The sequence below is a fragment of the Myxococcus llanfairpwllgwyngyllgogerychwyrndrobwllllantysiliogogogochensis genome, assembly GCF_006636215.1.
GTDB lineage: Bacteria > Myxococcota > Myxococcia > Myxococcales > Myxococcaceae > Myxococcus > Myxococcus llanfairpwllgwyngyllgogerychwyrndrobwllllantysiliogogogochensis.
In genome coordinates this window covers 18,648-44,225 of the sequence record NZ_VIFM01000073.1, presented here as the reverse complement: position 1 = coordinate 44,225, position 25,578 = coordinate 18,648, and the positions used below count along the sequence as shown (strand labels likewise).

The following is a 25,578-nucleotide window of genomic DNA, read 5'->3' as shown; positions in this document are numbered from 1 at the left end:
CCCGCACGTCCACCGCCTGGGCCCGCAGCGCGCGCGTCCCATCCCCCACCAGCCCGACTCCGCCCCAGCACCGCACGCCGCCCGTCTCCAGCAGCGCGCACGCGTGCAGGCTGCCCACCGACACCTGCCGGGCCAGACCCCGCTGCTCGGTGTCGGTGTCGGGGCACGCGGCGACGTCCTCGTCGCAGTCCTCGGCCGTGGTGCTCCGGATGGGGTCCAGGCACGCGCTGGTCGACGCGAGGAGCAGCACGAGGATGCCAACGCGACGCTTCATGGGACTCGACTCTCAAGAAAAGAGACAGGCGGGCGCCGCGGAGAAAGTGGCTCCGCGGCGCCCGCCCTTTGAACAGGGTATTTCTTGAACGAATGAGCCAGGGGAACGTTACGGCAGCGGGAAGAGATTGAGTGCGCTCCACGGTGAAGTGCTCGTGTCCACCGTCACCAGCCGGAAGCCCGCATCGATGCCAGGCCTGGGGGAGAGGGCGCCCGCGGCCACCGCGAAGACGCCCCGGCCCGCGAAGAACCCGAAGGGCACCTGGAAGCGCGCCGTCGGCGAGCGACTGGACGCCGCCGAGGCCGCCACGCCCACGTACACCTTGAGGTCGGGCAGCGACAGGCCCTCCGGCGCGGAGGCGAGTCGATAGGGAACGTCGTTGTAGGCCGCGTGCGCCGGGACGAGCCCACCCTCCAGTGGGGACACGTCCACCATCGGCGCGTCGGGCGAGGCATGCACCAGCCGCAGCCGCACGTTGCTCGCATCGGCGGTGAAGCCTTCGGAGAACGCGAGCAGCTCGAAGGGGGCGCCCGTCGGGTCCGCCAGGTCCTGACTGAGGAAGCCCGAGGCCACCGTCAGATAGGACTCCCCGGCGACCAGCGCGGGCGTGGTCCGGGAGGCGACGGGGGCACCCGCGGGACGCGTGCCGCCGTGCACGGAGGCGAAGAAGTCCAGCGTGTAGCTGCCAGGAGGCACCTGGAGGGAAGCCGAGAGCTGGCCGAAGGCGAGGTTGTTCACAAGTTCCGTGTTGCCCAGGAAGAGGTCCACGGCGGGCGCGTCCGGCGAAGCGTGAAGCGCATAGACGACGGGATTCTGGCGGACCAGTCCGACACCCGCGGCCAGCAGGCCGAAGCCCCCCGCGGCGCTCGGCTTCTGGGAAAGCTGTCCGGTGGCGATGACGAACACCTCCCCACGCGAGGGCAGGGCGGGCACGGTGAAGGCCGTCACCCGCTGGTTGGCCGCGCGGATGCCCACCTGGAGCGCCTGGCCGGAGGGCAGCTCCACGCCCGTGGCCCCCGTGTCCTGGAAGCGCTGCAGGCCGGTGATTTCAGAGGAGCCGTCATCCCCCACGTCGATGGAGACGGTGGGCGCGTCCGCGCCCGCGTGGACGATGCGCACCCGCGTCCTGCCGTCGGCGGGAGGGGTGAACCCCTCGGTGAGGGGCAGCACGCGGAAGGCGCTCGTCGCGTCGGTGGAGGCGAGCAGCCCCGCGGCCACCGCGCTCACGGTGTGGCCCGTGCCGAGCACGAGCGGACCGGTGGAGTAGACGGGCGCGGACGAGGCCAGCGCTCCCGCCGCGCGCACCTGGACGTTGTACGTGCCCGCCGGCACGGTGGCGTAGGCGGTGGCGTCACCGTACTTCACGTTGGTGAAGAGCGGCGTGGACTGGCCTTCCGCGTAGATGTCCACGGCGGGGGCGTCCGATGAGGCGTGGATGACGCGCAGCTTCGCCTGGTTGGACGGCGTCTGGTCGGGCGGCGTCTCGTCCTCGCCGCAGGCCACGAGCGTGGACAGCGTGGCGGCGAGCGCCGCGGTGATGCTGCGATGACGACTCCAAGGGCTCTTCGTCATGTTCCACTCCAGGGGTGTGGTCGTCGCCCATGGGGAGCGCGACCGTGTCTTCGGAGGGCCCTTACGGAACGAGCCGTGAAACCTGGTTGGTACCGTGTGTCCGGCACGGTGCGTCGAATGACTGTCCACCCGCGAGCAGTCGCCGGGCAGGTGGTGGAATGACGCAGCGCGGGCGCGACAGCCGGAGCGCTGCTGCTAGCGTGCGCGCACCATGAACCCTGGACTGCTTCCTCTCGTCGTGTCCCTGCTCGCCGCGCAGGCGCCCGCGCCCGCTCCGGCGGCACAGGCCCCCAAGGCCCAGGCCTCCGCCAGCAAGCCCTCGCAGGTGCCAGGAATCGCACCGCTGCCCGGGCAGCCGAACCTGTGGGTGAGCAACGTGCCGACGGTGCCGGAGGCGCTCCGTCAGCGAATGGAGCAGTACCTGGAGGCCCGCTCCGCGGCGCTCCTGGACACCAGTGATGACGGCAAGCAGTTGCTCATCACCACGCGCTTCGCGGACACCAATCAGCTCCACCTGGTGGAGATGCCCATGGGCGCGCGCACGCAGCTCACCTTCGCCAGGGAGCCCATCAACAGGGCGCTCTTCCAGCCCGGGGATTCGAACGTCATCTACTTCCTTCAGGACAAGGGCGGTGGGGAGTTCTTCCAGGTGTTCCGGTTGGACAGGCGTACAGGGCGCTCGGAGCTGCTGACGGATGGGAAGAGCCGGCACTCGGACGTGAAGGTCTCCCAGGATGGGCGGTGGCTGGCGTACGGCGGCACGGGCCGCAACGGCAAGGACACGGACGTGTACGTGGCGCCCACCGCGCAGCCGCGTCAGGCCCGTCGCCTCACGGAGCTGGAGGGCTCCTGGGCGCCGATAGCGTTCTCGAACGACGGCGCGAAGCTGCTGGTGGCGCAGGAGCGCGCCGTCGACGACGCGGACCTGTACGTGGTGGACGTGGCCTCCGGCGCGCGTCAGCGAATCACGCCCCAGGAGGGCAAGGGCGGCATCACCTCCGTCGTCTTCGCGCATGACGGCAAGAGCGTGTACCTGGCGACGGACCGCTACAGCGACTTCGCGGAGCTGTACCGGGTGGACCTGGACAAGGCGCCGCTCACCGCCGCGCCGGAGTCGCTGACGAAGGCCGTGAAGTGGAACGTGACGGACCTGGCCCTGTCGCCGGATGGCCGCAAGCTGGCGGTCGCCTTCAACGAAGACGGCTTCACCAAGGTGTCGCTGCTGGATACGCGCACGAAGGCCTTGGCGCCTCTGGACTCGCTGCCGAAGGGCGTGGCGTTCGGCATCAGCTTCCCGCTGAAGCGCTCGGACCTGCTGGCCCTGACGGTGGGGGACGCGAAGAGCCCCATGGACGTGTGGACGGTGGACTTGAAGTCGCGCAAGCCGACGCGGTGGACGCGCTCGGAGGTGGGCGGGTTGGACACGAACACCTTCGTGGAACCGGTGCTGGTGCGCTACCCGTCCACGGACGGCGTGCAGGTGCCGGCGTTCCTCTACCTGCCCCGTGGCGCGACGGGAAAGGTGCCCGTCATCGTCAGCTTCCACGGAGGTCCGGAGGGGCAGAGCCTGCCCTTGTTCAGCACCTTCGCGCAGTTCGCCACGACGGAGCTGGGCATGGCGGTGCTGGTGCCCAACGTGCGCGGCTCGGAGGGTTACGGCAAGGCGTACCGGGCCATGGATGACGGCGTGAAGCGCGAGCAGAGCCTCGCGGACATCGGCGCGACGCTGGACTTCATCGCCTCGCGCAAGGAGCTGGATGCCTCGCGCGTGGGCGTCTCCGGCGGCTCCTACGGCGGCTACATGACGCTGGCGTCGGTGGCCTTCTATCCGGAGCGCTTCAAGGCGGCGGTGGACGTGGTGGGCATCTCCTCGCTGCCCAGCTTCCTGGAGAACACGCAGGCGTACCGACGTGACTTGCGGCGCGCGGAGTACGGCGACGAGCGAGACCCGGCGGTGCGCAAGGTGCAGGAGCGCATCTCCCCCTTGGGTTCGGTGGCCAGGATTCGCGCGGCGCTCTACGTGCAGCAGGGGGCCAATGACCCGCGCGTGCCGCAGTCGGAGGCGGAGCAGATTGTCCAGGCGGTGCGCCAGCGCTCACCGGACGTCTGGTACATGCTGGCCACCGACGAGGGCCACGGCTTCCAGAAGAAGGCCAACCGCGACTCCGCGCAGATGACGACGATGATGTTCTTCGAGAAGCACCTGGGCGCGCCCCGGAGTCCCGAGGCCACGGGCACGAAGTAGGCGAGGGGCGACACAGGCGTACCCCTGGGGGAGGAGCGAGCAGGCCGCGTGGCTGCTCGCGTTGAATGCAAATCCGGGGGGTTGCGTCACGGCGCATGGCGTCGCGGTATGCGGTGCACAGAGTGACGTTCATGGACTGGTCATCCAGGCCAAGGAGCTTTCCCGATGAAACGCTTTCTGAGCCCGCTGCGGCGGGGTGTGCTGGTGGCGGCGGTGGTGTTGGGGGCGGGGGCCGCGGTATCCGCGCCCAAGCAGGACGCCATCAACCTGCGAATCGCTCGTGAGCAGTACAACCTGGTGATGACGGCCGACGAGGTGACGGGCCAGGACTTCCAGGTCGCGCGGACACCCGGTGGCCTGCGGGGGCGGACGTACCTGGGCGTCGTGGACGTGAAGCTCAAGGACGGCGAGGTGAGGGGCTCGCTGGGCAGCGCCCTGGTGAACCTCAAGGTGAAGCGGGACGGCGACACGCTGGAGGCCGAGGGCGGCTTCGGTGGGCGTCCGGCGAGCGTGAAGCTCACCCCGGACGAGATGAAAATCTACATCCGGGACTGCACGTACCGGCTGAAGGCGCGGGAGCCGGGGCGCTCCTACGCGGGCAAGCGCAGCTGCGACATGGCGACGGTGCCCGAGTCGGAGGTCTGGCTGCCGGACGAGTTCCTCGCGGCGAGCCCCGAGGAGAAGGTCACCCTGTTGCTGCTGGCGTTGTGAGTCCGGGGCGCGGCCTCAGCCGCGCGTGCGTGGCAGCTCCACGCTGAAGGTGGAGCCCACGCCCAGCTCGCTGCGCACGGTGATGTGGCCGCCCATGGCCTCCACAATCTGGCGCGAAATCCACAGGCCCAGGCCGAAGCCGCCGTAGTTGCGTTCGGACACGGCGCGCTCGAAGCGGTGGAACAGCCGCGACAGGTGCTCCTCGCCAATGCCGATGCCGCCGTCGCGCACCTCCAAGCGCACCGTGGCCTCGCCCGTCGTCATCACCACGAGGACCGGGTTGCCGCGCCCGTACTTCATCGCGTTGCTCACCAGATTCGTCAGCACCTGGTCGATTCGCAACTTGTCCCAGAGCCCCGCTGCTTCCGGCGCCAGCTGCAATTCCAGTCGAGTGCCCGTGCGCTCCAGCTCCGGCTCGAAGCGCTCCACCACCTCGCGCACCAGCATGACCAGGTCCAACGGCTCCGGGCTCAGCTCCAGGCGCCCGGCGCTGATGCGGGACACGTCCAGGAGCTCGTGGATGAGCCGCGTCTGCCGCTTCACCTGTCGGTCCACGACGCCCAGCGCGCGCTCCAGTCGCTCCGGCGTCACGCCAGAGGGTGAGCGCTTCAGGCTCGTGAGCAGACTGTGCACCTGGAGCTGCAGCGCGCTGATGGGTGTCTTCAGCTCGTGGCTGGCGATGGAGAGGAACTCCTCGCGCAGCCGGATGGCCTGACGCGCCTCGCGGTACAGGCGCGCGTTGTCGATGGCGAGCGCCGCGCGGCGTGCCAGCTCCTGCGCCAGCGCCAGGTCTTGCGCGTCGTAGTCCCGCCGAGAGGTGACGAAGCTCAGCGCCCCCAGCGTCTGTCCCCGCACCTGGAGCGGCACGCACAGCCACGCGCAGCAGCCGCCCGCGTCGGGGGGACGCACGCACTCCGGCGCGTCCTCGCTCAGCCCCGTGCGCAGCTCCGCCTCGCCGGAGGCCACCACCCGGGCGACGACGAGCAGGCCCGGCGAGGGCTGTCCGTCCATCGCGTGATACTCCGCGCTCGCATGGGCCGCGGCCACGCACTTCACCGCGCCGTCCTCGTCCGCGAGGAACAGGCCGCAGCACTCCGCGTAGGACGGCACCGCCAACTGCGCCACGCGCTCCAGTGTCTCCTCCTGCTCCAGGCTCGTGGCGAGGACTCCCCCCGCCTCGGCGAGGAAGCGCTGCGCGGCCTCGCTGCGCTGCCGCTCGGTGACGTCCACCGCCATGCTCAGCACCTGCTCCGGGCCGCCGGCGGCGGGCTGCACCAGCGCCGTCCACAGCGCCACCTGCAGCGGCGTGCCGTCCTTGCGCTTGCGGTGCATCACCGCGCCGCCCAGCGACTCGCCCCGGCCGGCCTTCTCGAGGTTGCGGCGGAACTCCTCGTGTTTGCCCTCGGGCACCACCGGCAGCACGGTGCCGAGCACCTCCTCCGCCTTCCACCCGAAGATGCGCTCCGCGGCCGGGTTCCACATCCGCACCGTGCCGTCCATGTCCACCAGGAGGATGGAGGCGGGGGAGGCCTGGATGATGGCCGCCAGTCGCTCGTTGGCCTCGGCCAGCTCCGCGCGGGAGCGCTGCTCCTGCTCCAGCAGTCGCGCTCGCGCCACCGCCTGCCCGCCGTGGTGGGCCAGGAGCTCCAGGAAGGCGCGCTCGTCCGGGTCGAAGACGCGCGCCTCGGAGAAGGCGAACAGCAGCACCCCCAGCGCGCGGCCCTCCACGAGCAGCGGCAGGCACACCGACGCGGGCGCGGGCTTGCGCACCACGCGGTGACGCTGCTCGTCCACCTCGGGATAGCGGTCCGACAGCTCCTCGGGTGACTCCAGCCACACCGGGCGCGCCTCCAGCAGCGCCTCCGTCATGGGCGTGCGTCCCTCCAGGGGCAGCACACCGAAGGCCTCCATGAAGGACCGGGGGTCCTCGTAGCCCGTGCACCTCAGGAGCCGCGCGTTCCCGGCCTCCAGCCGCCACAGCGCGCCGCGCGCAGCGCCCACCGCCTCCACGCCCTGCTCGACGATGACCTCCGCCACGCGCTCCGCCGAGAGCACCTGGGACAGCTCCGCCGTCACCCGCTGGAGTCTCGCCAGTCGACCCGCGGCGACCTCCGCCGCCTGCCGGGCCTGCTTCTCCGCCGCGTACAGGCGCGCGATGTCCAGCGCGAGCGCGGCGCGGTCCGCCAGCTCCTGGAGCAGCAACTGCTCTCCGGCCTCGACGGGCTGCGCCGCCGCCGGGTCCTTCCACACGGTGAGGGTGCCCAGGCTCCGTCCGCGCGCGCGCAGCGGCAGCACCATCAGCCGGGTGAAGGGGAAGTCCGCCAGCAGCCCATGCTGCTGCGGGGGCACCAGGCGGCGCAGCTCCTTCGGGTCCGAGTCGGGCACCCACAGCGCCTCGCCCGTGCGCAGCACCTCATGAGAAGGGCCTTCGTCCGCGCGCACCGCGGGAGGACTGAGCGTCTGGAACAGCAGCCGCGCCTCGGGGGTGGAGGCGGCCGAGGCCACGGTGCGCAGCCAGAGTCCATCCTCGGACAAGAGCCGCAGCGTGCAGGCGGCGCCGAGCAGCGGCACCACCAGGGCGCACAGGCGGTCCATGACGGCGGGAGGCTCCAGGCTGGCATCGGCCAGCACCCGCGACGCCTCCGCCAGCAGGGCCAGCCGCTCTTCCACCTCCGGGGCGTGGGCCCCGAAGTGCCGCGCGTCTCCGTATCGGGATGCTGACATGGTCCTTGTGCCCCCGAGGCAGCATGGGAGCACGAGAGAGCAGTCCCCGGGGATTCCCCCGACGCCCCCACGGGCCCTCCGCCATGGCCAACCAACATACGCCCGGGTCTGACTGTTCGTTCTGGACGCACGCTCCGTCGCACACCGAAGGGTGGAGGCAGGCGAAGGCTATTTAGTCGTACATGGACCTACCCGAGCGTTCGAATCCACGGAGGTGGTCTCCGCGTCCATTGCTCCTCCTGGGGGTTCGGCTAAAGGGAGGGCCGTGAAAGCCACCACCACCGGAGTACCGGGCGGCGAAGCGGTTCGGGAAGGCCCCGACACCTTCAAGCGCACGGCACTCCTGGCCCTCGGGGCCCTGGGCATCGTCTACGGCGACATCGGGACGAGCCCCCTCTACGCGCTGCGCGAGTGCTTCACCGGCCCGCACGGCATCCACCCCACGCCCGAGAATGTGCTGGGGGTGCTGTCGCTCATCTTCTGGTCCCTGCTCATCATCGTCTCGGTGAAGTACCTCATCTTCGTGATGCGGGCGGACAACCGGGGCGAGGGCGGCATCCTCGCGTTGATGGCGCTGGTGATGCAGCGGCAGAAGGGACAGCAGGCGCACACGGCCCGGCCGGTGCTCATCACCCTGGGCATCTTCGGCGCGGCGCTCCTCTATGGCGACGGCCTCATCACCCCGGCGATCACGGTGCTCAGCGCGGTGGAGGGCCTCAGCGTGGCCACGCCCGTGTTCGAGCCGTTCATCGTCCCCATCACCCTGGCCATCCTCGTGGTGCTCTTCCTGGTGCAGCGGCACGGCACGGCGGGCATTGGCGCGGTGTTCGGTCCGGTGATGTGCGTGTGGTTCTTCACGCTGGCGGCGCTGGGCGTGAAGGAGCTGGTGCACAACCCCGCGGTGCTGGGCGCGCTGTCTCCCACGCACGGTTTCATGCTCTTCGTGCACAACGGCTGGCATGGCTTCCTCGTGCTGGGCGGCGTGTTCCTCGTGGTGACGGGCTGCGAGGCGCTCTACGCGGACATGGGCCACTTCGGGTGGAAGCCCATCAAGCGGGCCTGGTTCTTCGTGGTGTTGCCGGCGCTGATGCTCAACTACCTGGGGCAGGGGGCGCTCCTGCTGCGTGACGCGAGCGCCGCGCGCAACCCCTTCTTCCTGCTGGCCCCGTCGTGGCTGTTGTACCCGCTGGTGGCGCTGTCCGCGGTGGCGGGTGTCATCGCCTCGCAGGCGCTCATCTCCGGGGCCTTCTCGCTGACGCGCCAGGCGATGCAACTGGGCTACAGCCCGCGCATGGAAGTGGTTCACACCTCGGCGGAGGAGATGGGCCAGATTTATCTGCCGGGTATCAACTGGGCGCTGATGGCGGGGGTCTTCACCCTGGTGCTGACGTTCCGCTCCTCCAGCGCGCTGGCGTCCGCGTACGGCATCGCCGTGTCCACGACGATGGTCATCACCTCCTTCATGGCCTACGTCGTCGCGCGCGAGCGCTGGGGCGTCAGCCGGAAGCTGGCGATTCCGGTGGCGGGCGTCTTCCTCACGGTGGAGCTGGCCTTCTTCAGCGCCAACGCGATGAAGCTGGCGGACGGCGGCTGGTTCCCGCTGCTGCTCGCCGTCATGGTCTTCACGCTGATGACCACGTGGAAGCGCGGGCGCGACATCCTCGCCGCCAAGCTGCGCGCCTCCAGCATCCCCCTGAAGGAGCTGCTGGGCAGCTTCGGCGACCACCCGCCCGTGCGGGTGCCGGGCACCGCCATCTTCATGACGGGCAACGCGGACGGCACGCCTCCGGCGCTCTTGCACAACCTGAAGCACAACAAGGTGCTGCACGAGCAGGTGGTGCTGCTGACGATTCAGTCGGAGGACGTGCCCCACATCCCCGCGGCCGAGCGCGTGGAGGTGGAGCCCCTGGAGCAGGGCTTCGTCCGCGTCGTCGCCACCTACGGCTTCATGGAGAACCCCAGCATCCCGGACGTGCTCAAGCGCTGCCGGGAGAAGGGGCTCCAGTTCCAGCTCATGGGCACCAGCTTCTTCCTGGGACGGGAGACGCTGATTCCCACCAAGCGGCCCGGCATGGCCGTCTGGCGCGAGGCGCTCTTCGCGTGGATGAGCCGCAACGCCCGCAGCGCCACCGCCTACTTCCGGATTCCACCCAACCGCGTGGTGGAGCTGGGCAGTCAGGTGGAGCTGTAGCCGACGCCCGCGGTTTCCCGGCCCTTCGTCTCCCGGAGGGCCGGGCTTCCTTCCAGGTGTCGCTCCGGCCCTGGAGCCTCCCGACTGGTGAGGCCCCGGGCGGAAAATGCCCCGGAAATTCCCCCGGCGGAAAACCCCCGCCCGCTGGAAAAGGCCTCCACCGGCCTGGAATGGGTGCCTGGACTGGAATCCTGCCGGTCCACCATCACTTTCCCTACGGTGTCCGGAAAGACGCACTGCGTCTGAGTGCTCAGTGACGGTGTAACTCTGCGGAAACACGGCGACGATTCGGGCGATAATGGGGTGAGTTGAACCCCATGCGAGCTCTGACGCTTCGCGTTGTGTGTGGGTTCTGGGTGTCTTTCGACACACTCCTGGTGACACGGAATCGGTGATTTTGTCCTGCTGGGACATAAAATTACCGCCGCACAGGCAACAACTGGCCCTCAGGTGCGAGAATGTTTTCACCAGACAGAAATATTTCTGTACTGGCGGAAGCCTGCTCGGTTACAGTGCTTTCAGGTGTCGCGCACAACCCTGTGTCCGAACTGAGGTCAGCCACCATGCTCGACGTCGCCCCCCACGCCGCCGCCTCGATCCTCTCCTCCGGTCTGTCGTCTTCCGCGTCGTCGTCGGTGGTGACGCCCTGGACGGAACAGCCGCTGCGCGACTGGTCGAACCTGGCGCCGCACACGGTGCTGAGCGCGCAGGAGCTCTACCCGCGCATCTGCGTGCGAGACCCGTACTTCGCGTTGAAGGACGTGACGGTGATGGGGCAGGGCGAAGTGGTGGCGCGCATCCCGGTGCAGCAGGACCCGGACGCGGAAGCGGGCCTCATCGGCATCGCGGAGGCGGGGCGCCACATGGCGATTCTCGGCTCCTGCGCCGCGGCGCTGGTGACGCCCAAGGACGGCCAGCACTTCTACCTGGCGTGTGGCGCGCGCGGTGAGTGGCTGCGCCGCGAGCCGATGGCGCGCTCCACGGACCTGCTCTGGGGCCTGGCGCAGGCGAGCTTCACGGGCAAGCGCACCGCCACGGCGCGCACGCTCTTGTCCGCGCCGGACGGCACCCCGGTGTTCCGCCTGGAGGTGGACTACAACGTGCTGTCCGCCGCCGCCTTCACCCGCCTGTTCGGCGAGGCCCGGGTGGAGATGCGCCGCGAGCCCCGTCGCGAGGACAACGTGCAGCGCACCCCCGAGGAGTGGGCGCGGCTGCGGCAGAACCCGTACGGCAAGGCGCTGGCCCTGCGCGACTGGCGCCCGGACGGTGAGAGCCTCACCGCGTCCCTGGGCCCCGTGACGGTGGACATGTGCAAGGGCCACTTCGCCCTGCACCCGGTGATGCCCGTGGCCATCGTCGCCAGCGGCATGACGCGCGTCGCGACCACGCTGCTGCGCAAGCTGGAAGGCGCGCCCTGGGCCCGCGTGCTCGCCAAGAACGTGAACCTCAAGGCGGACAGCCTCGCGTACGCCGGTCAGACGGTGGTGTTCGGCGCGGCGCGCCGCTCGCACGACGGCGCCGACCACGTCTTCACCTGCCAGGCCTCCGTGGGCGAGCGCGTCGTCGCCGAGCTCGACGTCACCTTCGAGCGCGTGGAGTAATCACTCCCACGTGATGTCGTAGTCCACGCGGTCGATGCCCTGCGGATGGGCCTTCGCCGTGCCCTTGAGCCCCAGCACCTTCAGCGCGCCGGTGAGGATGCCCTCGTGATACGCGGGCGGCAGCATGTCCCGGCGGACGCGCAACGTGCCGGACTTGGGCCCCGTCGTCACATACTCGCGGGTGCCGTACGTGACGGCCGCGCTGTAGCCCATCTGCGCCCCGGAGAAGAGCTTCTGTGGGTCTCCCCGGGAGATGATGCCGAAGATGAGCATCCCCGGGCCGGTGGAGTAGCGCGTGACGTTGGACTCGCCGCACGCGTGGTACACGGCGTTCTCGGTCCCCATCTCCTGCTCGAGCGCGTCCGCCGCGACATAGAGGAGGTTGATGAACTCCTGCACCGGATAGGTGCGCAGGTCGGAGTAGTCCTTCGCCAGGTCTCCCACGCGCAGCTTCTCCAGCGTGGCCAGTCCGGCCTTCTGCTGGACGAGGCTGAACACCGCCTTGAAGAACAGTCCGCGTACCGCGTCGCCAGGTTGCGTGGCCGCGAGGCGCGCGGCGAGCTCGGCTTTGTTGGACGGCATGTCTCGGCTCCTGCTCCGGTCCGGGCCCCGATGACGGAAGCGTGCTCAGCTTAGCCTCACTGCCAGAGCGGACGCAGGCGAAGGGCCCTTCGCGCGAGCATCCGCTGTCGCGAGGCGACTCGACACGTCCGGTGCCCGCCGCCTCCCTTCCAGGTCGCCTCCCGCTCACACCTCGTCGAGCAGCATCGGCTTGAAACCCGCCGCGTCGCACGACGCCAGCACGTAGCGCACCCCCGCGCGCTCCCCGGTGAACCCCGCCGGGATTCCCGTCGAGTGCAGGTGGCCGTACACGCAGACCTTCGGCTTGAACGCTTCAATCGGCTCGCTGAACGCCGTGGGCTTCTCGTTCGCGTACAGCGGAGGGAAGTGCACCGCGGCCACTCGCACCAGAGGTATGGGGCTGGCCGCTTCCTTCTTCTTCGCGTCCTCGATGGAGACCGCGAGCCTGCGCGTCTCCCGCTCCACGTAGCCGTCGTTGACGGGCTCGTCGCCCATCTCTCCGCCGGGCATGGGGGGCGCCTCGGGCGCCGTCCACAGCCGCGTGCCGGCAATCACCCACGGCCCCATCACCGCCGCGCTGTTGTGCAGGAACGCCTCCAGCGTGCGGAACGGCTCCAGCAGCTTGCGCAGCTTCGACGCCGAGTCTCCCCACCAGTAGTCGTGGTTGCCGCGCACCAGCAGCTTGCGCCCCGGCCTCGCGTCCAGCCATGCCAGGTCGTCCATCACCTCGTGCGCGCGCGTCGCCCAGGAGATGTCTCCCGCGACGATGACCACGTCGTCCGGCCGCACCATGTCGTCCCACGCGCGCTGGAGCGGAAGCGGGTGGTCCGTCCATCCGAAGCGATGCATGTCCTTCTGTCGCGTGGAGGGCAGATGGGTGTCGCCGATGCCGAAGAGCCGCATGCACCCCTCATAGCGGATGATTCGACCGCCGGGCCCCTGAACTCCACGTGCCCCCGCCCCCCTGTCTTCCAGCCTCAATCCGGCCCGATGCGAAAAGACGAGGAATACGAGAATTATCGTAAAATCAGTTTACGCCGGGGCTGTCTCGAAATGCGCCACTGCGACAATGGCGGCCATTCGGGGGGTGAGTGGAAGTAGGTCCGATGTGGGCGTGCTCGTCATTTCAACGGGTTGAAATGTTCAGTTGGATTTCTCGGAATGGGGCGGAGGGTGGAGAGGTGGAGCATGGATGCTCCACCTTGGGGGGCGCGAAGGGGTGAAAAGCGGGGATTGAGCGGCTGGCATGCATGCTGCTCACCGGACCGCGCTGCGCCGCTCCCGTGGACGGGGGCGGACCGAAGAGCTGCTGACCCCCCTCGAAGGAGCTCCCCATGCACGTGATGTTCAAGACGTTCGCGGCCACCGCCGCGGCCCTGGCCCTGTCTGCCTGCGGACCGCAGCCAGAGGCGCCGCAGGAGGCCCCCCCGGCTTCCACGGAAGTCCCCTCGGGCGCGGCGGATGACGCGGCCCGCGCGGTCGCGGACGCGGCCCGTCGTACGCCGACGGAGCTGGACGCGCTGTTCGCGCAAGCGGCGAAGGAGTTCGACGTTCCGGTGAGCCTGCTCAAGGCCATCTCCTATACGGAGACGCGCTGGGAGCATGTGAAGGGTGAAGAGGAGTTCGAGGGCCGCCCCGCGGCGTTCGGTCTGCTGGCCCTGCGCGGCGCCAAGGTGACGGACGGCGCGGCGCTGGCGGGTGTCTCCGCCGAGGCCGTGCGTGACGACCGGCTGGCCAACCTGCGCGCTGGCGCGGCGCTGCTGTCGAAGTACGCCACCGAGGCGGGCATCGACCGGACGGACCTGGGCGCGTGGGCGCCGGTCGCCGTGCAGCTGACGGACATCACCGACCCGGACGTGCAGGCGCACTACATCCACAATGACGTGTACGCGGCGCTGCGCGAGGGCGCGGGCGCGTTCACTCCCGAGGGCAAGGTGGCGGTGTCGCTGGACGGCGCCCAGGTGGAGGCGAAGTTCGCCCTGCCGAAGATGCAGGCGCTGGCGGCGGGCCCGGACTACGCGGCCTCCATCTGGCGCGCGTCGCCCAACTTCAACGCCCGTCCCGCGGGCACCAACGTGTCGATGATTGTCATCCACACGTGTGAAGGTGGCTACGCCGGGTGCTGGGGTTGGCTGGTCAACTCCGCGTCGGGCGTGAGCGCGCACTACGTCGTCAACGAGAGCGGCAGCGAGATTTCGCAGCTCGTTCGCGAGTCGAGCCGCGGTTGGCACGTGGGCGCCAGCTACGCCTGCAGCCTGAACGGCAACGTGGATTGCGGCCTCAACGGCGTGTCGGTGAACCACTTCTCGGTGGGCATCGAGCACGGCGGTTTCGCCAGCCAGTCGTCCTTCCCGGCGGGCCAGATTGACGCGTCGGCGAAGCTGTCCTGCGACATCACCAAGGGACAGGGCATCACCCGCGACAGCTACCACATCGTCGCGCACGGCCGGCTCCAGCCGTCCTCGCGCACCGACCCGGGTCCGAACTGGCCGTGGAGCAGCTACATCTCGAAGATCAAGAGCTACTGCGGTGACGGCGGCACGCCCACGGGCACCATCATCGTGGACAGCCACAACGCGAACAACGACTCCACCAAGGCGCGCACGGACGTGCCGGCGTCGTGGGCGGCGGGCACCAGCGCGGGCTACTACGGCAGCGGCTACTACTACGCCTCCACGCAGCCCATCTCCGAGCCGGTGGTGTTCAACTTCTACATGGCGTCCGCGGGCACGAAGACCATCGACGGGTGGTGGGTGGCCGGCACCAACCGCTCTGCGGCGGCGCCGTTCATCATCAGCCACACGGGTGGCGACAGCACGGTGACGGTGAACCAGCAGGCCAACGGCGGCGCGTGGGTCGCCCTGGGCACGTACAGCTTCGCCGCGGGCTGGAACCAGGTGAAGCTCAGCCGCTGGGCCACCGAAGGCTACGTCGTCATGGCGGACGCCATCCGGGTGCGATGACGTGAGGAAGCAAGGCCGAGAACGGATGCCGCGTTCCTGGCCGTGGCGAGCGCGGTGGAGTCTTGCCGCGCTCGCCGTGCTCGGTGTCGGATGCTCCGGCCGGTGTGGCGGGGCGTCGGGCGCCGGGCCGCTGTCGAAGGAGGAGGCACGCGCCATTCCGGGCGTCGTGGTCTTCCTGTCGGAGCGGGCGGGACAGAAGGACGTGTGGCAGGTGGGTCCCGACGGGACGGAGACGCAAATCACCCGAGGCCCCGAGGACGACTACCCCGGCCCGGTGTCTCCGGACGGGAAGTCGTTGCTGGTGGTGGCCGTGCGCGAGCAGGGCGGGATTCAATTCCAGCAGCTCCGAGTCCAACCCCTCGCGGGTGGAGACGCGGTGCCGCTGCATGCCCCCCGGGCCCGGGCGCGCAACGCGAGCTGGGCGCCGGATGGCTCGTGGCTCGTGGCGGAGTCGGATGCCCAGGGCTTCAGCGACCTGGTGCGCCTGGAGCCGCGCGAGGGCGCGCCGGAGGTGCGGCTGACGCAAGTGAAGGAGGGCTGCTTCGAACCCTCCATCTCGCCGGACGGCAAGGAAGTGGCCTTCGTGTGCAGTCGCGAGGGCGACCCTGAAATCTACGTGACGAAGGCGGACGGCACGGAGGAGCGGCGTCTCACCGCCTTCCACCGCGAGGACCGCTCTCCGCTGTGGAGTCCGGATGGACAGTGGCTCGTCTTCGTCAGCGACCGGGAGGACAAGGAGCGGCTGTACCTGGTGCGCCCGGATGGCTCGGACCTGCGCGCGGTGTCGGGGAGCGGCTTCTCCGGCGACGAGCGCGAGCCGGCCTTCAGCCCGGACGGACAGCGGCTGGTCTACGTGAGCCGCGCGCCCGAGGGACTCAGTCGCCTCTGGATGGTTCCGGTGGCGGGAGGCGCGCCGGTGGCGCTGACGGACGGAACGCACCGCGACGACATGCCGGCGTGGAGCCCCGACGGGAAGTACCTGGCCTTCACGTCGGAGCGCGAGGGCAACACGGACGTGTACCTCATGCGCGCCGATGGCAGCGGCCAGACGCGGCTCACCACCGCGAAGGCGCCGGACTGGCTTCCTCGCTGGGCGGCGCGCCGCTAGGTCTCAAGTGATTCCCTTCGACCCGGGCCCCTCTGGAAGAAGAGGCGGCTCCGGGCTCGCGGGGTCCTTGGGGGCCGTGGGCACGCTGAAGCAGAAGGTGGCGCCCCGGCCCGGCTCGCTCTCCACCCAGATGTGGCCGCCGTGCGCTTCGATGATGAGCCGGCAGATGTAGAGCCCCAGCCCCAGGCCCTGGGTGTCGGACGCGCTGCCCTGTCGCGTCCGGTAGTACTTGTCGAAGACGTGCTCGGTGTCCTCGCGTGCGAGCCCCGGGCCTTCGTCTCGCACCGACACCACGACCCAGCCCTCGCGAGACGACGCGCGCACCACCACGGGCTTGTCGGGTGGGCCGTACTTGGCCGCGTTGCCCAGCAGGTTGGACAGCACCCGCTCCAGGCGTCGCGCGTCCACCCAGGTCATGGGCAGCGGCGTCGTCACCTCCAGGCGGAAGCGCTCGCGCAGGTCCGGAGGGACGTCCCGCTCCAGCACGTCCTCGAGGAAGCGCGCCACGTCCGTCCGCTCGCGGCGCAGCTCGATGCGGCGGGACTCCAGGCGCGAGCCCTCCAGCAGCTCTTCAATCATGGAGCTCATCCACGCCACGTTGCGGAGGATGGCATCCGTGAGCAGCTCCTCGCGCGCCAGGTGACGCTCCTTCAGTGCGCGCAGCAGCATGCTCGCTCGCAGGGTGATGCCCTGCAGCGGGTTGCGCAGGTCATGGGAGATGAGGCTCACGTACTCCTCGCGCAGCCGCTCCAGCTCGCGGTGGGGCGTGAGGTCATGGCCGGTGACGACCACGCCGCGCTGCTCGCCTTGCGGCCCGAGCACGGGCGCGGCGGTGATGAGCACGGGGGTCGTCCTTCCATCCGGGCGCACGAGCTGGACCTCGACCGGGCCCACCACCTCTCCACTCTTCGCCGCCCGGCTCGAAGGCAGCTCCTCCATCTTCATGGGACGTCCGTCTGGATGGCGCAGTCGGCTCAGGTACGAGCCGCGCTTCGCTCGCGCCGGAAGCGGCCCGAGCAAGGTCTCCGCGAAGGGGTTCGACACCAGGGTGCCCTGCTCCGGGTCGATGAAGAGCACACCCACCGGTGCGTGATTCAGCACGGCCTGGAGCAGACCGCGCTGCACCTCCGCCTCCTCGTGGGCGGCTCGCAGGCGGTCGGTGGCCCGCTCCCGTTCGGTGACGTCGCGGAGCACGGCGAGCAGGCTGCCACCCTCGGGGCCGGGAACCTGGCGCAGGCGTGCTTCCAGGGGCACCCGGGTGCCATCGGCGCGCAGGCCATGCATGGCGCGGGCATTCGACAGGCCCCCCAGGCTGCGTCCGCCGAAGAGCCCCTCTGGCACGAGCAGCTCCACCTCGCGGCCCAGCAGTGACTCGCGCGGATGGCCGAACACGCGCTCCGCCTCCGTGTTGACGAAGCGCAGCAGCCCCTCCGGGTCCACTATCAACAGCGGCTCCGGTGTCGTCTCCAGCAGTCCCCGGTAGCGAGCCTCGGAGGCCTCGAGCGCCGCGGTGGCGCGTCGACGTCCCGCCTCCAGCGTGTCCAGGGCCCGCGCGGACAGCAGCACCAGCACGGCGCCGCCCGCGCTCAACAAGGTGGCGAAGATGGGCAGCTTCGCCTCGCGACCGAGCATCCCCTCCAGGCTGAGCAGCGACAGGGCCGCGCCCAGGAGCGACGGCCCCAGGATTGCCACGGGCACGAGCCGACGCGCGAGGAACCCACCGAGCGTGTCCCGCGTGATTCGCCCCGCGAGGCCCCGCTCCGGCCGCGCGCAGAGCAGGCCCACGCCGAGCAGCAGTACCCCCAGCGCCGTGTACAAGCCCATGCCGCGCCTGGGGGGAAGGGACTCGCCGCCCGACGCGAAGAGCGGACCGAGCAGCAGTCCATTGAAGCCCAGCAGCGCGACCAGCAGCGCCGCCACCACGAGCGCGTCCCGCCACACCTGTCGAGTCCCGGCGCGGTCCGGTAGCAGCAGGGCACTGCCCAGGAACAGCACGCTGAGGGGCGTGAGCGGGGAGGGGAGAATCGTCGCGCTGAGGACACCGAAGGTCCTCGCGAGGAAGGACTCCAGCGCCGGTGGCAGGCCCGCCACCTCTTGCAGCAGGCTGATGCAGGCGATGAGGCACATGCCCACCGCGCAGAGGGAGGACAGTCGTCGGCGCGCGCGGGAGGGGCGGGTGGGCAGGTACAGACCGAGCGCCACGCCTCCGAGCACCAGCGCGACGCCCGTCCGTGGCGCTGTCATGGGCATGCCCGCGGCTTCTGGCCACGGTGAGTGCGCGAAGACGGCCCAGCCGGCGAGCGAGAGCAGCCCCAGCAGAGGCGCGCCCGCCACCGCGACCCATGCGAGCGCGCGGGCCATGGCCTGGCTGCGGGACTGGGCCCTCCAGGTCCGATTCATCGGCGTCCCCCCGGAACGCACGGGTGCTTCCGCCAAGGGTGGGCGGCCGTGTCACGCGCGGCGGCCCGCTGCCTCGTTCCTCACGCACCTGTCCGGGACATGGATGCGCATGCGCGTCCCCTCGCGCGTCGCACGGCGGGGCAGGGTGCCCGCCTGAGCGCCGCTCACGGTGGCGGATGCAGTCCGGGGTACAGGGTGAGCACCAGGCCCCAACCGGGAGCGACCGCCACGTTGCGAGCCACGTAGGTGTCCACGCCCTCCACGCCCAGCCGGAACGTCTCCGCGTCCCCGGCGGTGTGGACGTAGAGGAACAGGCCCTCCGCGGAGGTGCCCGCCTGGTTGACGCCGTTCAGGTCCGAGGTCGGGTAGTAGATGCGCTCCGTCAGCTCGCTCCGGTCCGGCACCACGCGCACGCCGGCGCGAGGCTGGCCGTTCTCGTCGACGACGCGGCCCAGCGCGAAGCCCGCGTCGCGAAGGGTGCGGGCCCGGTCTTCCGTGTGGCCGCGCAGCAGCGGTTCACCCATGGCCGTGCACAGCGCGTCGTGGAACTGCTCCGGCAGGGCCCAGGCGCTCGCTTCGATGACATCCGTGCGAGGCCGCGCGCCGGTGAAGACGCTGTCGTAGACGACGGTGACGGTGCGCACGAAGCCCGGGCCGTTGAGTCCCACGGCCAGCCCCTGGTGCACCTCGCGCACGGGGACCTCCGCCACGGCGAAGGCGCCGTCTTCGGCGATGGCGCCCGTGCCGAACGTCGCATTGAGGTCATTCACCGCCACGCGCAGCGGCTCCTCGATGGCGACGGGCATGCCGCCGAGCGAGGGCACCGGTTGTCCCAGGGACGTGAGCAGTCGCGCGGCCTCGGGCAGCACCTGCGCCTGCCCGCTGACGCGGATGCGGAGGTTGTCCAGGTCCACCGACTCGGCGTCCTCGGTCTGGAAGCCGGGGTCCGGAGCAGGTCCGCCGGAGCCGCAGCCGGACGACACGAGCCCGAGAAGTACACAGGAGGCCAGCAGGATTGGGCGCTTCATCGGTCGGCAACATTTCCATGCCCCCGTCGAGCGGCAATCCGCCCGCGAACGCTCCGTCCCCTGTCCGACGCCGCAAACACAGACACCGGGCCGTCACTCGCCTGGGAAGCACGAGGGACGCAGCCCGGTGTCGGAAATCCATCAGCTTTGGAGGGCGGGGGTGCCGCCCGTGGGCTCAGCGCCAGCCGCCCTTGTTGTCCTTGGAGTTGCTGGAACCACCGCGACCACCCGGCGCCGACGAGCCGCCACCCGAACTCTTCGGGGCGCTGCTGCCGCCACCGCTGCCCCAGCTTCCACCGGAGCTCCGGCCTCCGCCGCTGGTCCCGCCACTGTTGCTGCCGCTGCTGCTGCGTCCGCCACCGCTGCCCCAGCCGCCGCTGCTGCTTCCTCCACCGCTGCTTCCGCCGCTGCTGCTTCCACCGCTGCTTCCACCGCTGCTGCTCCCGCGTCCGCCACCGCTGCCCCAGCTGCCACTGCTGCTCCCGTTGCTGCTGTTTCCGCGGTCGTTGTCGTTGTCGCGATTGCCTCGGCCATTGCCACCACCGGAGCTGCCGCCACCGGAGCCACTGCCGCTCGGAGGAGTCCCGCCGTTGTACCCGCCACCACCGGAGCTGCCACCACCCGAGCTGCCACCGCCGCTGTTGCCGTAGCCGCCACCGGAGCTGCCACCGCCGGAGCCACTGCCGCTCGGAGGCGTCCCGCCGTTGTTGCCGTAGCCGCCGTTGTTGCCGCCGCCGGAGCTGCCCCAGCCACCGCCGTTGTTGTCGTCATCGCGGTCTCGCCCCTGGCCGCGCCCGGGACGCGAGCCGCCGCGGTCATCATCCCTGTCCCGCCCGCTGTTGCCCCGGCCGTAACCACCGCCGTTGTTGCCGCCCGAGTTGTTCCCGCCGCCCCAGCCGCCGCCGTTGTTGTTGTCCCCGTCGTACCGGGAGCCGCCGCGAGGAGGCTGGGTGCCCCAGCCGGTTCCGGAGGGAGGAGGCCGGTTCGAGGGACGGTCGTCGTTGCGAGACACGGAGCCGCGAGAAGCGGGGCGCGACCTGGCCCGGCTGTAGCCGTAGCCCGCGGAGGCGGCGTGGGTCCGGTCATACACGTAGCCGCGGTTGCGCTCCCAGCGGTACGCCCGGCCCGCGTTCGGGTAGTAGTCGTGCGAGTGACGCCCGTGCAGGCCGCACGACGCCCCGAGCGGATCCAGGTGGAAGTCCCAGTACCAGACCATCGTCGGCCCTTGGTAGTAGTAGACGTCGTCCGTGTAGACGTAGTGCGTCTCGGCCGGGCGGTAGCCGTGCGTGTGGACGTGGTCGTACGGGCACCAGCCGCCACCGTCGTGGTCCGGAATGGGGTGGTCGCCCGAGAACCGGTAGTCCACCACCGCCACCACGGGGCGGCGGGCGGCGGGGCCGTGATAGTGGGCGTAGCAGCCCGTCCCCATCATCAGGGCAAGAGGGATGGCGAGTGCGAGCAGTCGGCGCATGTGACGAGTCTCCCGTGCGAAGGGCACTTCCAGCCAGTCCCTCTTCGCGACCACGGGCTGAAGACGGGCGGCCCGGGAGGAAATTCACGCCGGACTCCTTCTTGCCCGCCTGCTCCCTCTTTAACCGGGGGTGTGCCCTGGTGAACACCGTGCCGGCTGGTGTAGGTGCGGTGTGAGCGCGATGCGAGCGCCGGGGCTTTCTGGACCCGTCGCGCGAGGAGAAGGGCACCCATGTCGGAATCGGATTTTGGTCGGGGCAGGGGGGCGATGTGCCCGTTGCACCCGGATCACGTCGCGCAGCGGACCTGTACGCGCTGCGGCAACTTCATGTGCGACACGTGCAGCGAGGGCGGCACGCAGGTGCACTGTCCCACCTGCCGTGAGCGCGAGGGCCTGGGTCAGGCCTTCCCGTTGGACCGCCACAACTGGTCCATTGGCGGGCTGCTGGAGGTGTGCTGGGAGCGGTTCAAGCGCGAGTGGGTGATGCTCAGCGTGGGCGCCATCCTCTTCTTCGCGGCCGCGATGGTGGGCAGCTTCGTCTCGCAGATTCTGTCCTTCATCGGCGGGCTGTCGGGCAGCACCACCGTCACCGTGCTGATGGTCATCGTGGGCACCGTGGTGTCGTGGGTCATCCAGGGCATGGGCACCCTCGGCATCACCCGCATGTGCCTGGACGTGCTCCAGGGCCAGCGCGCCGACCTGGGGCGGATGTTCTCGCAGTTCTCCAAGCTGGTGCCCTACCTGCTCACCCTGCTGCTGTCGTTCGCGGTGATGCTCCCCGTCATCATCCTCTGCTTCGGCGCCGCGCTCGCGGTGTTCCTCGGGATGACGGGGATACCGCTCGACGTGGGGAACTCGGCGGCGGCGGTCGAAGCGGCGATGTCGAACGCGCCCACGCATGTCTACGTGGTGATGTTCGTGGTGGGCATCGGGCTCTACATCTTCCCTGGGCTCTGGCTCGTCATGCCGCTGGTGCTCATGCAGCCGGCGCTCGTGGATGCGGAGAACCCGGGTCCCGTGGAGACGCTGAAGCGCTGCTTCGCCGCCGCTCAGGGGCAGCGCATGGGCATGCTCGGCACCATGTTCATCGGCGCCGTCATCTTCATCGTGGGCATCTTCCTGTGCTGTCTGCCGGGCATCCCCGCCCTGGCCTTCTTCCAACTGCTCCTCGCCGGCCTCTACCTGTCGCTCAGCAAGGGCGCGGAAGAAGTCTGACGTCGCTCGTCGGGGCCCGCGAAGGGATGCGGGCCCCGGTGCGGGACGTGCGTCAGTGCACCAGCCGCTCGGAGGAACCCGAGCGGGGCGTGGCCACCCGGCCCATGCAGGCCAGGATGTGCTCGCGGTACTCGGTCAGCTCGCGCAGACCGCACAGCATCCACCGCCCGCCGATGACGAGCGTGGGCACGCCGCGCACGCCGCGGCCCGTCGCGTCGCGGTGTTCATCCAGGATGAGCCGGCGTGTCTCCTCGGAGCGGAACGCGGCGGAGAACTCGTTCATCGCCAGGCCCACGCGCGACGCCAGCTCGAACACCACGTCCGGGCGCGACACGTTGACGCCCTGCTCCAACGCGGCGCGCTGCATGGCCCGCGCGAGGAAGGCGCGCGCCTGCGGTCCCTGGAGTCGCGCGGCCTCGAGCGCCGCCAGTGCCGGCACGCTGCTGCGCGGTGGGTCTCCACCCAGCCACAGGTCCGTGGACAACAGCGGAGCGGTCTGGTCCGACTCGCGTTGCGCGCGCTGCACTTCTTCCACGAGGCCGCGCTTCTCGCGCTCCGTGGGAAGCACATCGTGCACGCGAAGCGGATAAGGCCTCACGCTCCAGCGGACGGCTTCGCCCAACTCCTGGCGCAAGACGTCCAGGCGCAGGTCGGCGAGATAGCACCAGGAGCACAACACATCCTGGTACACGGTGATCTGCAGCGGCTTGTGCAGCGTTTTCATGGGGGGCCGCCAGATTAGAGGCCACGCCGCGCTGCTGCCAACTCCCCATGACACTCGGCCGCTGAATGCATTCCTGTGTTCCTGAGGAGCATGCGAGGTAGCTGTGGCCCAGGCTGCTCGCTTGCTTCAGGGCATGCGAGCAACCTCCACGGCCCTCCGTGCCTACTCTCCGAAGGCCTGCGGACCACCCGACTTCGACCCGGCGTAAGCCAGCGCGTGGTCGATGATTTCTCCCGCGATGTCCCGTCCCGTGGCGCCCTCCAGTCCCTCGAAGCCAGGGCTGGAGTTGATTTCCATCAACCGGGGGCCCGCGTGGCCCTCCAGCATGTCCACGCCGGCGACCTCCAGGCCGATGATGTTCGCGGCCCGCACAGCGGCTTCCATGTACGCGGGAGGAAGCTCGATTGCCTGCCCTTCACCGCCGCGGTGGATGTTGGAGCGGAACTCGCCCTTCTTCGCCTTGCGACGCATCGCGCCCACCACCCGACTGCCCACCACGAGCGCGCGCACGTCGCGGCCCTCGCTCTCCGCGACGAACTCCTGGAGCACGATTTCCTGACCCAGGTCCCAGAACGTGTCCAGGATGGTCTGCACCTCCGGCAGCGTGTGAGCGATCATCACCCCCACGCCCTGCGTGCCCTTGATGAGCTTGATGATGACGGGCAGCCCGCCCACCTCTTCCACCAGCCGGCGCACGTTGCTGCGGTCATGCGCCATCACCGTGCGCGGGATGTCCAGTCCGGAACGCGACAGGAACTGGAGCGCGCGCAGCTTGTCGCGGCTGCGTGCGATGGACGACGGAGGGTTGAGTACCGGAACACCCATCATCTCGAAGTGATTCACCACCGCCAGCCCATAGGCGGTGATGGACGCGCCGATGCGCGGCACGACGACGTCCACGCCCTTCATCTCCACACCGCGGTACGTCATGCGCGGTGCGCCTTGCGCGAGCAGCAGGCAGCAACGCAGAGTGTCCAGCACCAGCGGCCGGTGGCCCCGCTCCCGAATGGCGGATACCAACCGGCGTGTCGAGTAGAGCGAGCGCTTCCGGGACAGGATGGCCACCGTCTTCTTCACGCGTGAACGACGCGGCGCGGGGCGCTCGGGTGCCGGGGACCCAGGCGTGGCCGGGGCCTTCTTCTGCTGGATTTTTCGGGGAGACATGGGCGGAGCACCCGAGCGTACCATGTACCGCCGGACGGGGCGGGTGACGTGGTTCGCGTTTGCTATCCTCGAACGCAGATGAGCGCGACAGATCCGCATCCCGACGACATCCACACCAGCCCCGGAGATGCCGCCGGGTTAGACCTTGCCCACTCTCCGCTGCTGGGAGAGACGCTCGTGGTGGACCCGCGTACCACGGTGAAGCTCCACAAGTGTCGGCTGGCCGTGGCCTCCGGACCGGACACCGGACGCTCCGTCGTCAGCGACAAGGAGCGGCTGCGCTGCGGCGCGCACCCGGGCAATGACCTGGTGCTCGTGGAGGACCGCACTGCCAGCCGCCACCACTTCGAAATCCAGTTCACCGAGCGCGGCTATCTGCTGGTGGACCTGGGCTCCACCAACGGCACGTTCCTGGACGGCCGCAGAATCGAGCGGGCCTATCTCTCACCGGGCTCGCAGATTCGCGCGGGCTCGTCCGTGCTGACCTTCGCGCCGCTCGATGAGGAGGTCACCATCGAGCCGGACCGCGACGGCGAGCTGTGCGGCATGGTCGGCCAGAGCATGAAGATGCGCCAGATATTCGGGCTCATCAAGAAGATCGCCCCGCTCGATGTCTCCGTCATCATCCAGGGCGAGACGGGCACCGGCAAGGAGCTGGTGGCGCGCGCCATCCATGAGCTGTCGGGTCGCAACAAGTCGCCCATGGAGGTGCTCGACTGCGGCGCCATCCCGCCCAACCTCATCGAGAGCGAGCTGTTCGGCCACGAGAAGGGCGCCTTCACCGGCGCGGTGAGCGGACGCCCCGGCGCCTTCGAGCGCGCGCACGGCGGCACCATCTTCCTGGACGAACTGGGCGAGCTGCGCCTGGACCTGCAGCCCAAGCTGTTGCGCGTGCTGGAGAACCACGAGGTGCGCCGCGTGGGCGGCAACGACGTCATCGAGGTGAGCTGCCGCGTCATCGCCGCCACCAACCGGGATTTGATGAAGGAGATTCAGGCGGGCAACTTCCGCGAGGACCTCTACTTCCGCCTGTCGGTGATTACGATTCAGCTCCCGCCGCTGCGCCAGCGCCGCGACGACATCCCCCTCATCCTCAAGGAAGCCCTCGCGGACCCGGAGGTCGTCCTCAAGCACGGCAAGAAGCGCTTCTCCGCGGAGTCCATGAGCCTGCTGATGTCCTACGCGTGGCCGGGCAACGTGCGCGAGCTGATGAACGTCCTGTCTCACGTGCTCACGTTCAGCGAGGGCGAAGAAATCCAGCCAGCCAGTCTCCCGCCCCGGGTGCGGGGGCAGGCCCGCGAGGGGCCGCTGCCCTTCAACGAGCACCTGTCCTTCAAGGACGCCAAGGAGCAGCTCCTGGAGAACTTCGAGCGGGAGTACGTCACCAGCGTCCTCACCCGCTGCGAGGGGAACCTCTCCCGCGCCGCCCGGGAGAGCGGCCTGCACAGGAAGTCCATCGAGCGGCTGGTGAAGAAGTATCAGCTCGATACCAAGGGCATGAAATCACGCTGATCCACGCCCCTGGGGTCGCCGCGCCCCGGGGGATTCCCGTGACACACGCGACACACGCGCTGCCCGGCCTGTAGCGCTGACTGGGAGACAGCC

Annotated in this window: 18 protein-coding genes; 8 read left to right on the top strand and 10 right to left on the bottom strand. The window is 69.9% G+C overall.

What is annotated here, in order from left to right:
• The coding region (locus FJV41_RS19690; RefSeq protein ID WP_141644051.1) for an RCC1 domain-containing protein at positions 1-274 on the bottom strand (274 nt) is incomplete at its 3' end.
• Between the two features lie 108 nt (positions 275-382).
• Positions 383-1,846, bottom strand: a complete 1,464-nt coding sequence (locus FJV41_RS19685; RefSeq protein ID WP_141644050.1) for a DUF4397 domain-containing protein — start codon at positions 1,844-1,846, stop codon at positions 383-385.
• A gap of 211 nt (positions 1,847-2,057) precedes the next feature.
• Between FJV41_RS19685 and FJV41_RS19680 the strand changes: the two genes are divergently transcribed.
• Positions 2,058-4,091: a S9 family peptidase gene (locus FJV41_RS19680; protein WP_141644049.1), complete on the top strand. Its 2,034-nt coding sequence runs from the start codon at positions 2,058-2,060 to the stop codon at positions 4,089-4,091.
• Between the two features lie 165 nt (positions 4,092-4,256).
• Entirely contained in the window at positions 4,257-4,802 is a 546-nt protein-coding gene (locus FJV41_RS19675; RefSeq protein WP_141644048.1) for a hypothetical protein, read from the top strand.
• A 15-nt stretch (positions 4,803-4,817) separates the two neighbouring features.
• On the opposite strand, the gene FJV41_RS19670 is transcribed toward FJV41_RS19675, so the two are convergent.
• Positions 4,818-7,526: a sensor histidine kinase gene (locus FJV41_RS19670; protein ID WP_141644047.1), complete on the bottom strand. Its 2,709-nt coding sequence runs from the start codon at positions 7,524-7,526 to the stop codon at positions 4,818-4,820.
• 265 nt (positions 7,527-7,791) lie between these two features.
• On the opposite strand from FJV41_RS19670, the gene FJV41_RS19665 reads away from it, so the two are divergent.
• Both FJV41_RS19665 and FJV41_RS19660 read left to right on the top strand, forming a co-directional pair.
• On the top strand, positions 7,792-9,717 hold the full coding sequence (locus FJV41_RS19665; protein ID WP_141644046.1) for a potassium transporter Kup: 1,926 nt from the start codon (positions 7,792-7,794) through the stop codon (positions 9,715-9,717).
• A gap of 563 nt (positions 9,718-10,280) precedes the next feature.
• Positions 10,281-11,318, top strand: a complete 1,038-nt coding sequence (locus FJV41_RS19660; protein WP_141644045.1) for a hotdog family protein — start codon at positions 10,281-10,283, stop codon at positions 11,316-11,318.
• On the opposite strand, the gene FJV41_RS19655 is transcribed toward FJV41_RS19660, so the two are convergent.
• Together FJV41_RS19655 and FJV41_RS19650 are read right to left on the bottom strand one after the other, a co-directional pair.
• Positions 11,319-11,900 (bottom strand): TIGR02265 family protein, encoded by a 582-nt coding sequence (locus FJV41_RS19655; RefSeq protein WP_141644044.1) that lies wholly within the window; start codon positions 11,898-11,900, stop codon positions 11,319-11,321.
• A 165-nt stretch (positions 11,901-12,065) separates the two neighbouring features.
• Entirely contained in the window at positions 12,066-12,803 is a 738-nt protein-coding gene (locus FJV41_RS19650; RefSeq protein ID WP_141644043.1) for a metallophosphoesterase, read from the bottom strand.
• A gap of 431 nt (positions 12,804-13,234) precedes the next feature.
• Between FJV41_RS19650 and FJV41_RS19645 the strand changes: the two genes are divergently transcribed.
• Positions 13,235-14,863, top strand: a complete 1,629-nt coding sequence (locus tag FJV41_RS19645) for a golvesin C-terminal-like domain-containing protein (protein WP_141644042.1) — start codon at positions 13,235-13,237, stop codon at positions 14,861-14,863.
• A gap of 25 nt (positions 14,864-14,888) precedes the next feature.
• Positions 14,889-15,971 (top strand): TolB family protein, encoded by a 1,083-nt coding sequence (locus FJV41_RS19640; RefSeq protein ID WP_141644041.1) that lies wholly within the window; start codon positions 14,889-14,891, stop codon positions 15,969-15,971.
• A 3-nt stretch (positions 15,972-15,974) separates the two neighbouring features.
• On the opposite strand, the gene FJV41_RS19635 is transcribed toward FJV41_RS19640, so the two are convergent.
• From FJV41_RS19635 to FJV41_RS19625, 3 genes are all read right to left on the bottom strand, one after another.
• Positions 15,975-18,371, bottom strand: coding sequence for an ATP-binding protein (locus FJV41_RS19635; protein WP_246137290.1), 2,397 nt, complete (start codon positions 18,369-18,371; stop codon positions 15,975-15,977).
• A 164-nt stretch (positions 18,372-18,535) separates the two neighbouring features.
• Complete coding sequence (locus FJV41_RS19630; protein ID WP_141644039.1) at positions 18,536-19,399, bottom strand: carboxypeptidase regulatory-like domain-containing protein; 864 nt, start codon at positions 19,397-19,399, stop codon at positions 18,536-18,538.
• Positions 19,400-19,574: 175 nt separating this feature from the next.
• Complete coding sequence (locus tag FJV41_RS19625; RefSeq protein WP_141644038.1) at positions 19,575-20,870, bottom strand: hypothetical protein; 1,296 nt, start codon at positions 20,868-20,870, stop codon at positions 19,575-19,577.
• A 231-nt stretch (positions 20,871-21,101) separates the two neighbouring features.
• Between FJV41_RS19625 and FJV41_RS19620 the strand changes: the two genes are divergently transcribed.
• Positions 21,102-22,085: a hypothetical protein gene (locus FJV41_RS19620; protein WP_141644037.1), complete on the top strand. Its 984-nt coding sequence runs from the start codon at positions 21,102-21,104 to the stop codon at positions 22,083-22,085.
• A gap of 52 nt (positions 22,086-22,137) precedes the next feature.
• Here the strand turns inward: FJV41_RS19620 and FJV41_RS19615 are convergent, their stop codons facing one another.
• Both FJV41_RS19615 and FJV41_RS19610 read right to left on the bottom strand, forming a co-directional pair.
• Entirely contained in the window at positions 22,138-22,809 is a 672-nt protein-coding gene (locus tag FJV41_RS19615) for a DsbA family oxidoreductase (protein WP_141644036.1), read from the bottom strand.
• Positions 22,810-22,971: 162 nt separating this feature from the next.
• Positions 22,972-23,973 carry an ATP-grasp domain-containing protein gene (locus FJV41_RS19610; RefSeq protein WP_141644035.1) on the bottom strand — a complete coding sequence of 334 codons (1,002 nt, stop codon included), beginning with the start codon at positions 23,971-23,973 and terminating at the stop codon, positions 22,972-22,974.
• Between the two features lie 78 nt (positions 23,974-24,051).
• On the opposite strand from FJV41_RS19610, the gene FJV41_RS19605 reads away from it, so the two are divergent.
• The gene (locus tag FJV41_RS19605; protein ID WP_174457055.1) at positions 24,052-25,485 is read left to right on the top strand and encodes a sigma 54-interacting transcriptional regulator; all 1,434 of its coding nucleotides are present in this window, start codon (positions 24,052-24,054) and stop codon (positions 25,483-25,485) included.
• The last annotated feature ends 93 nt before the right edge of the window (positions 25,486-25,578 follow it).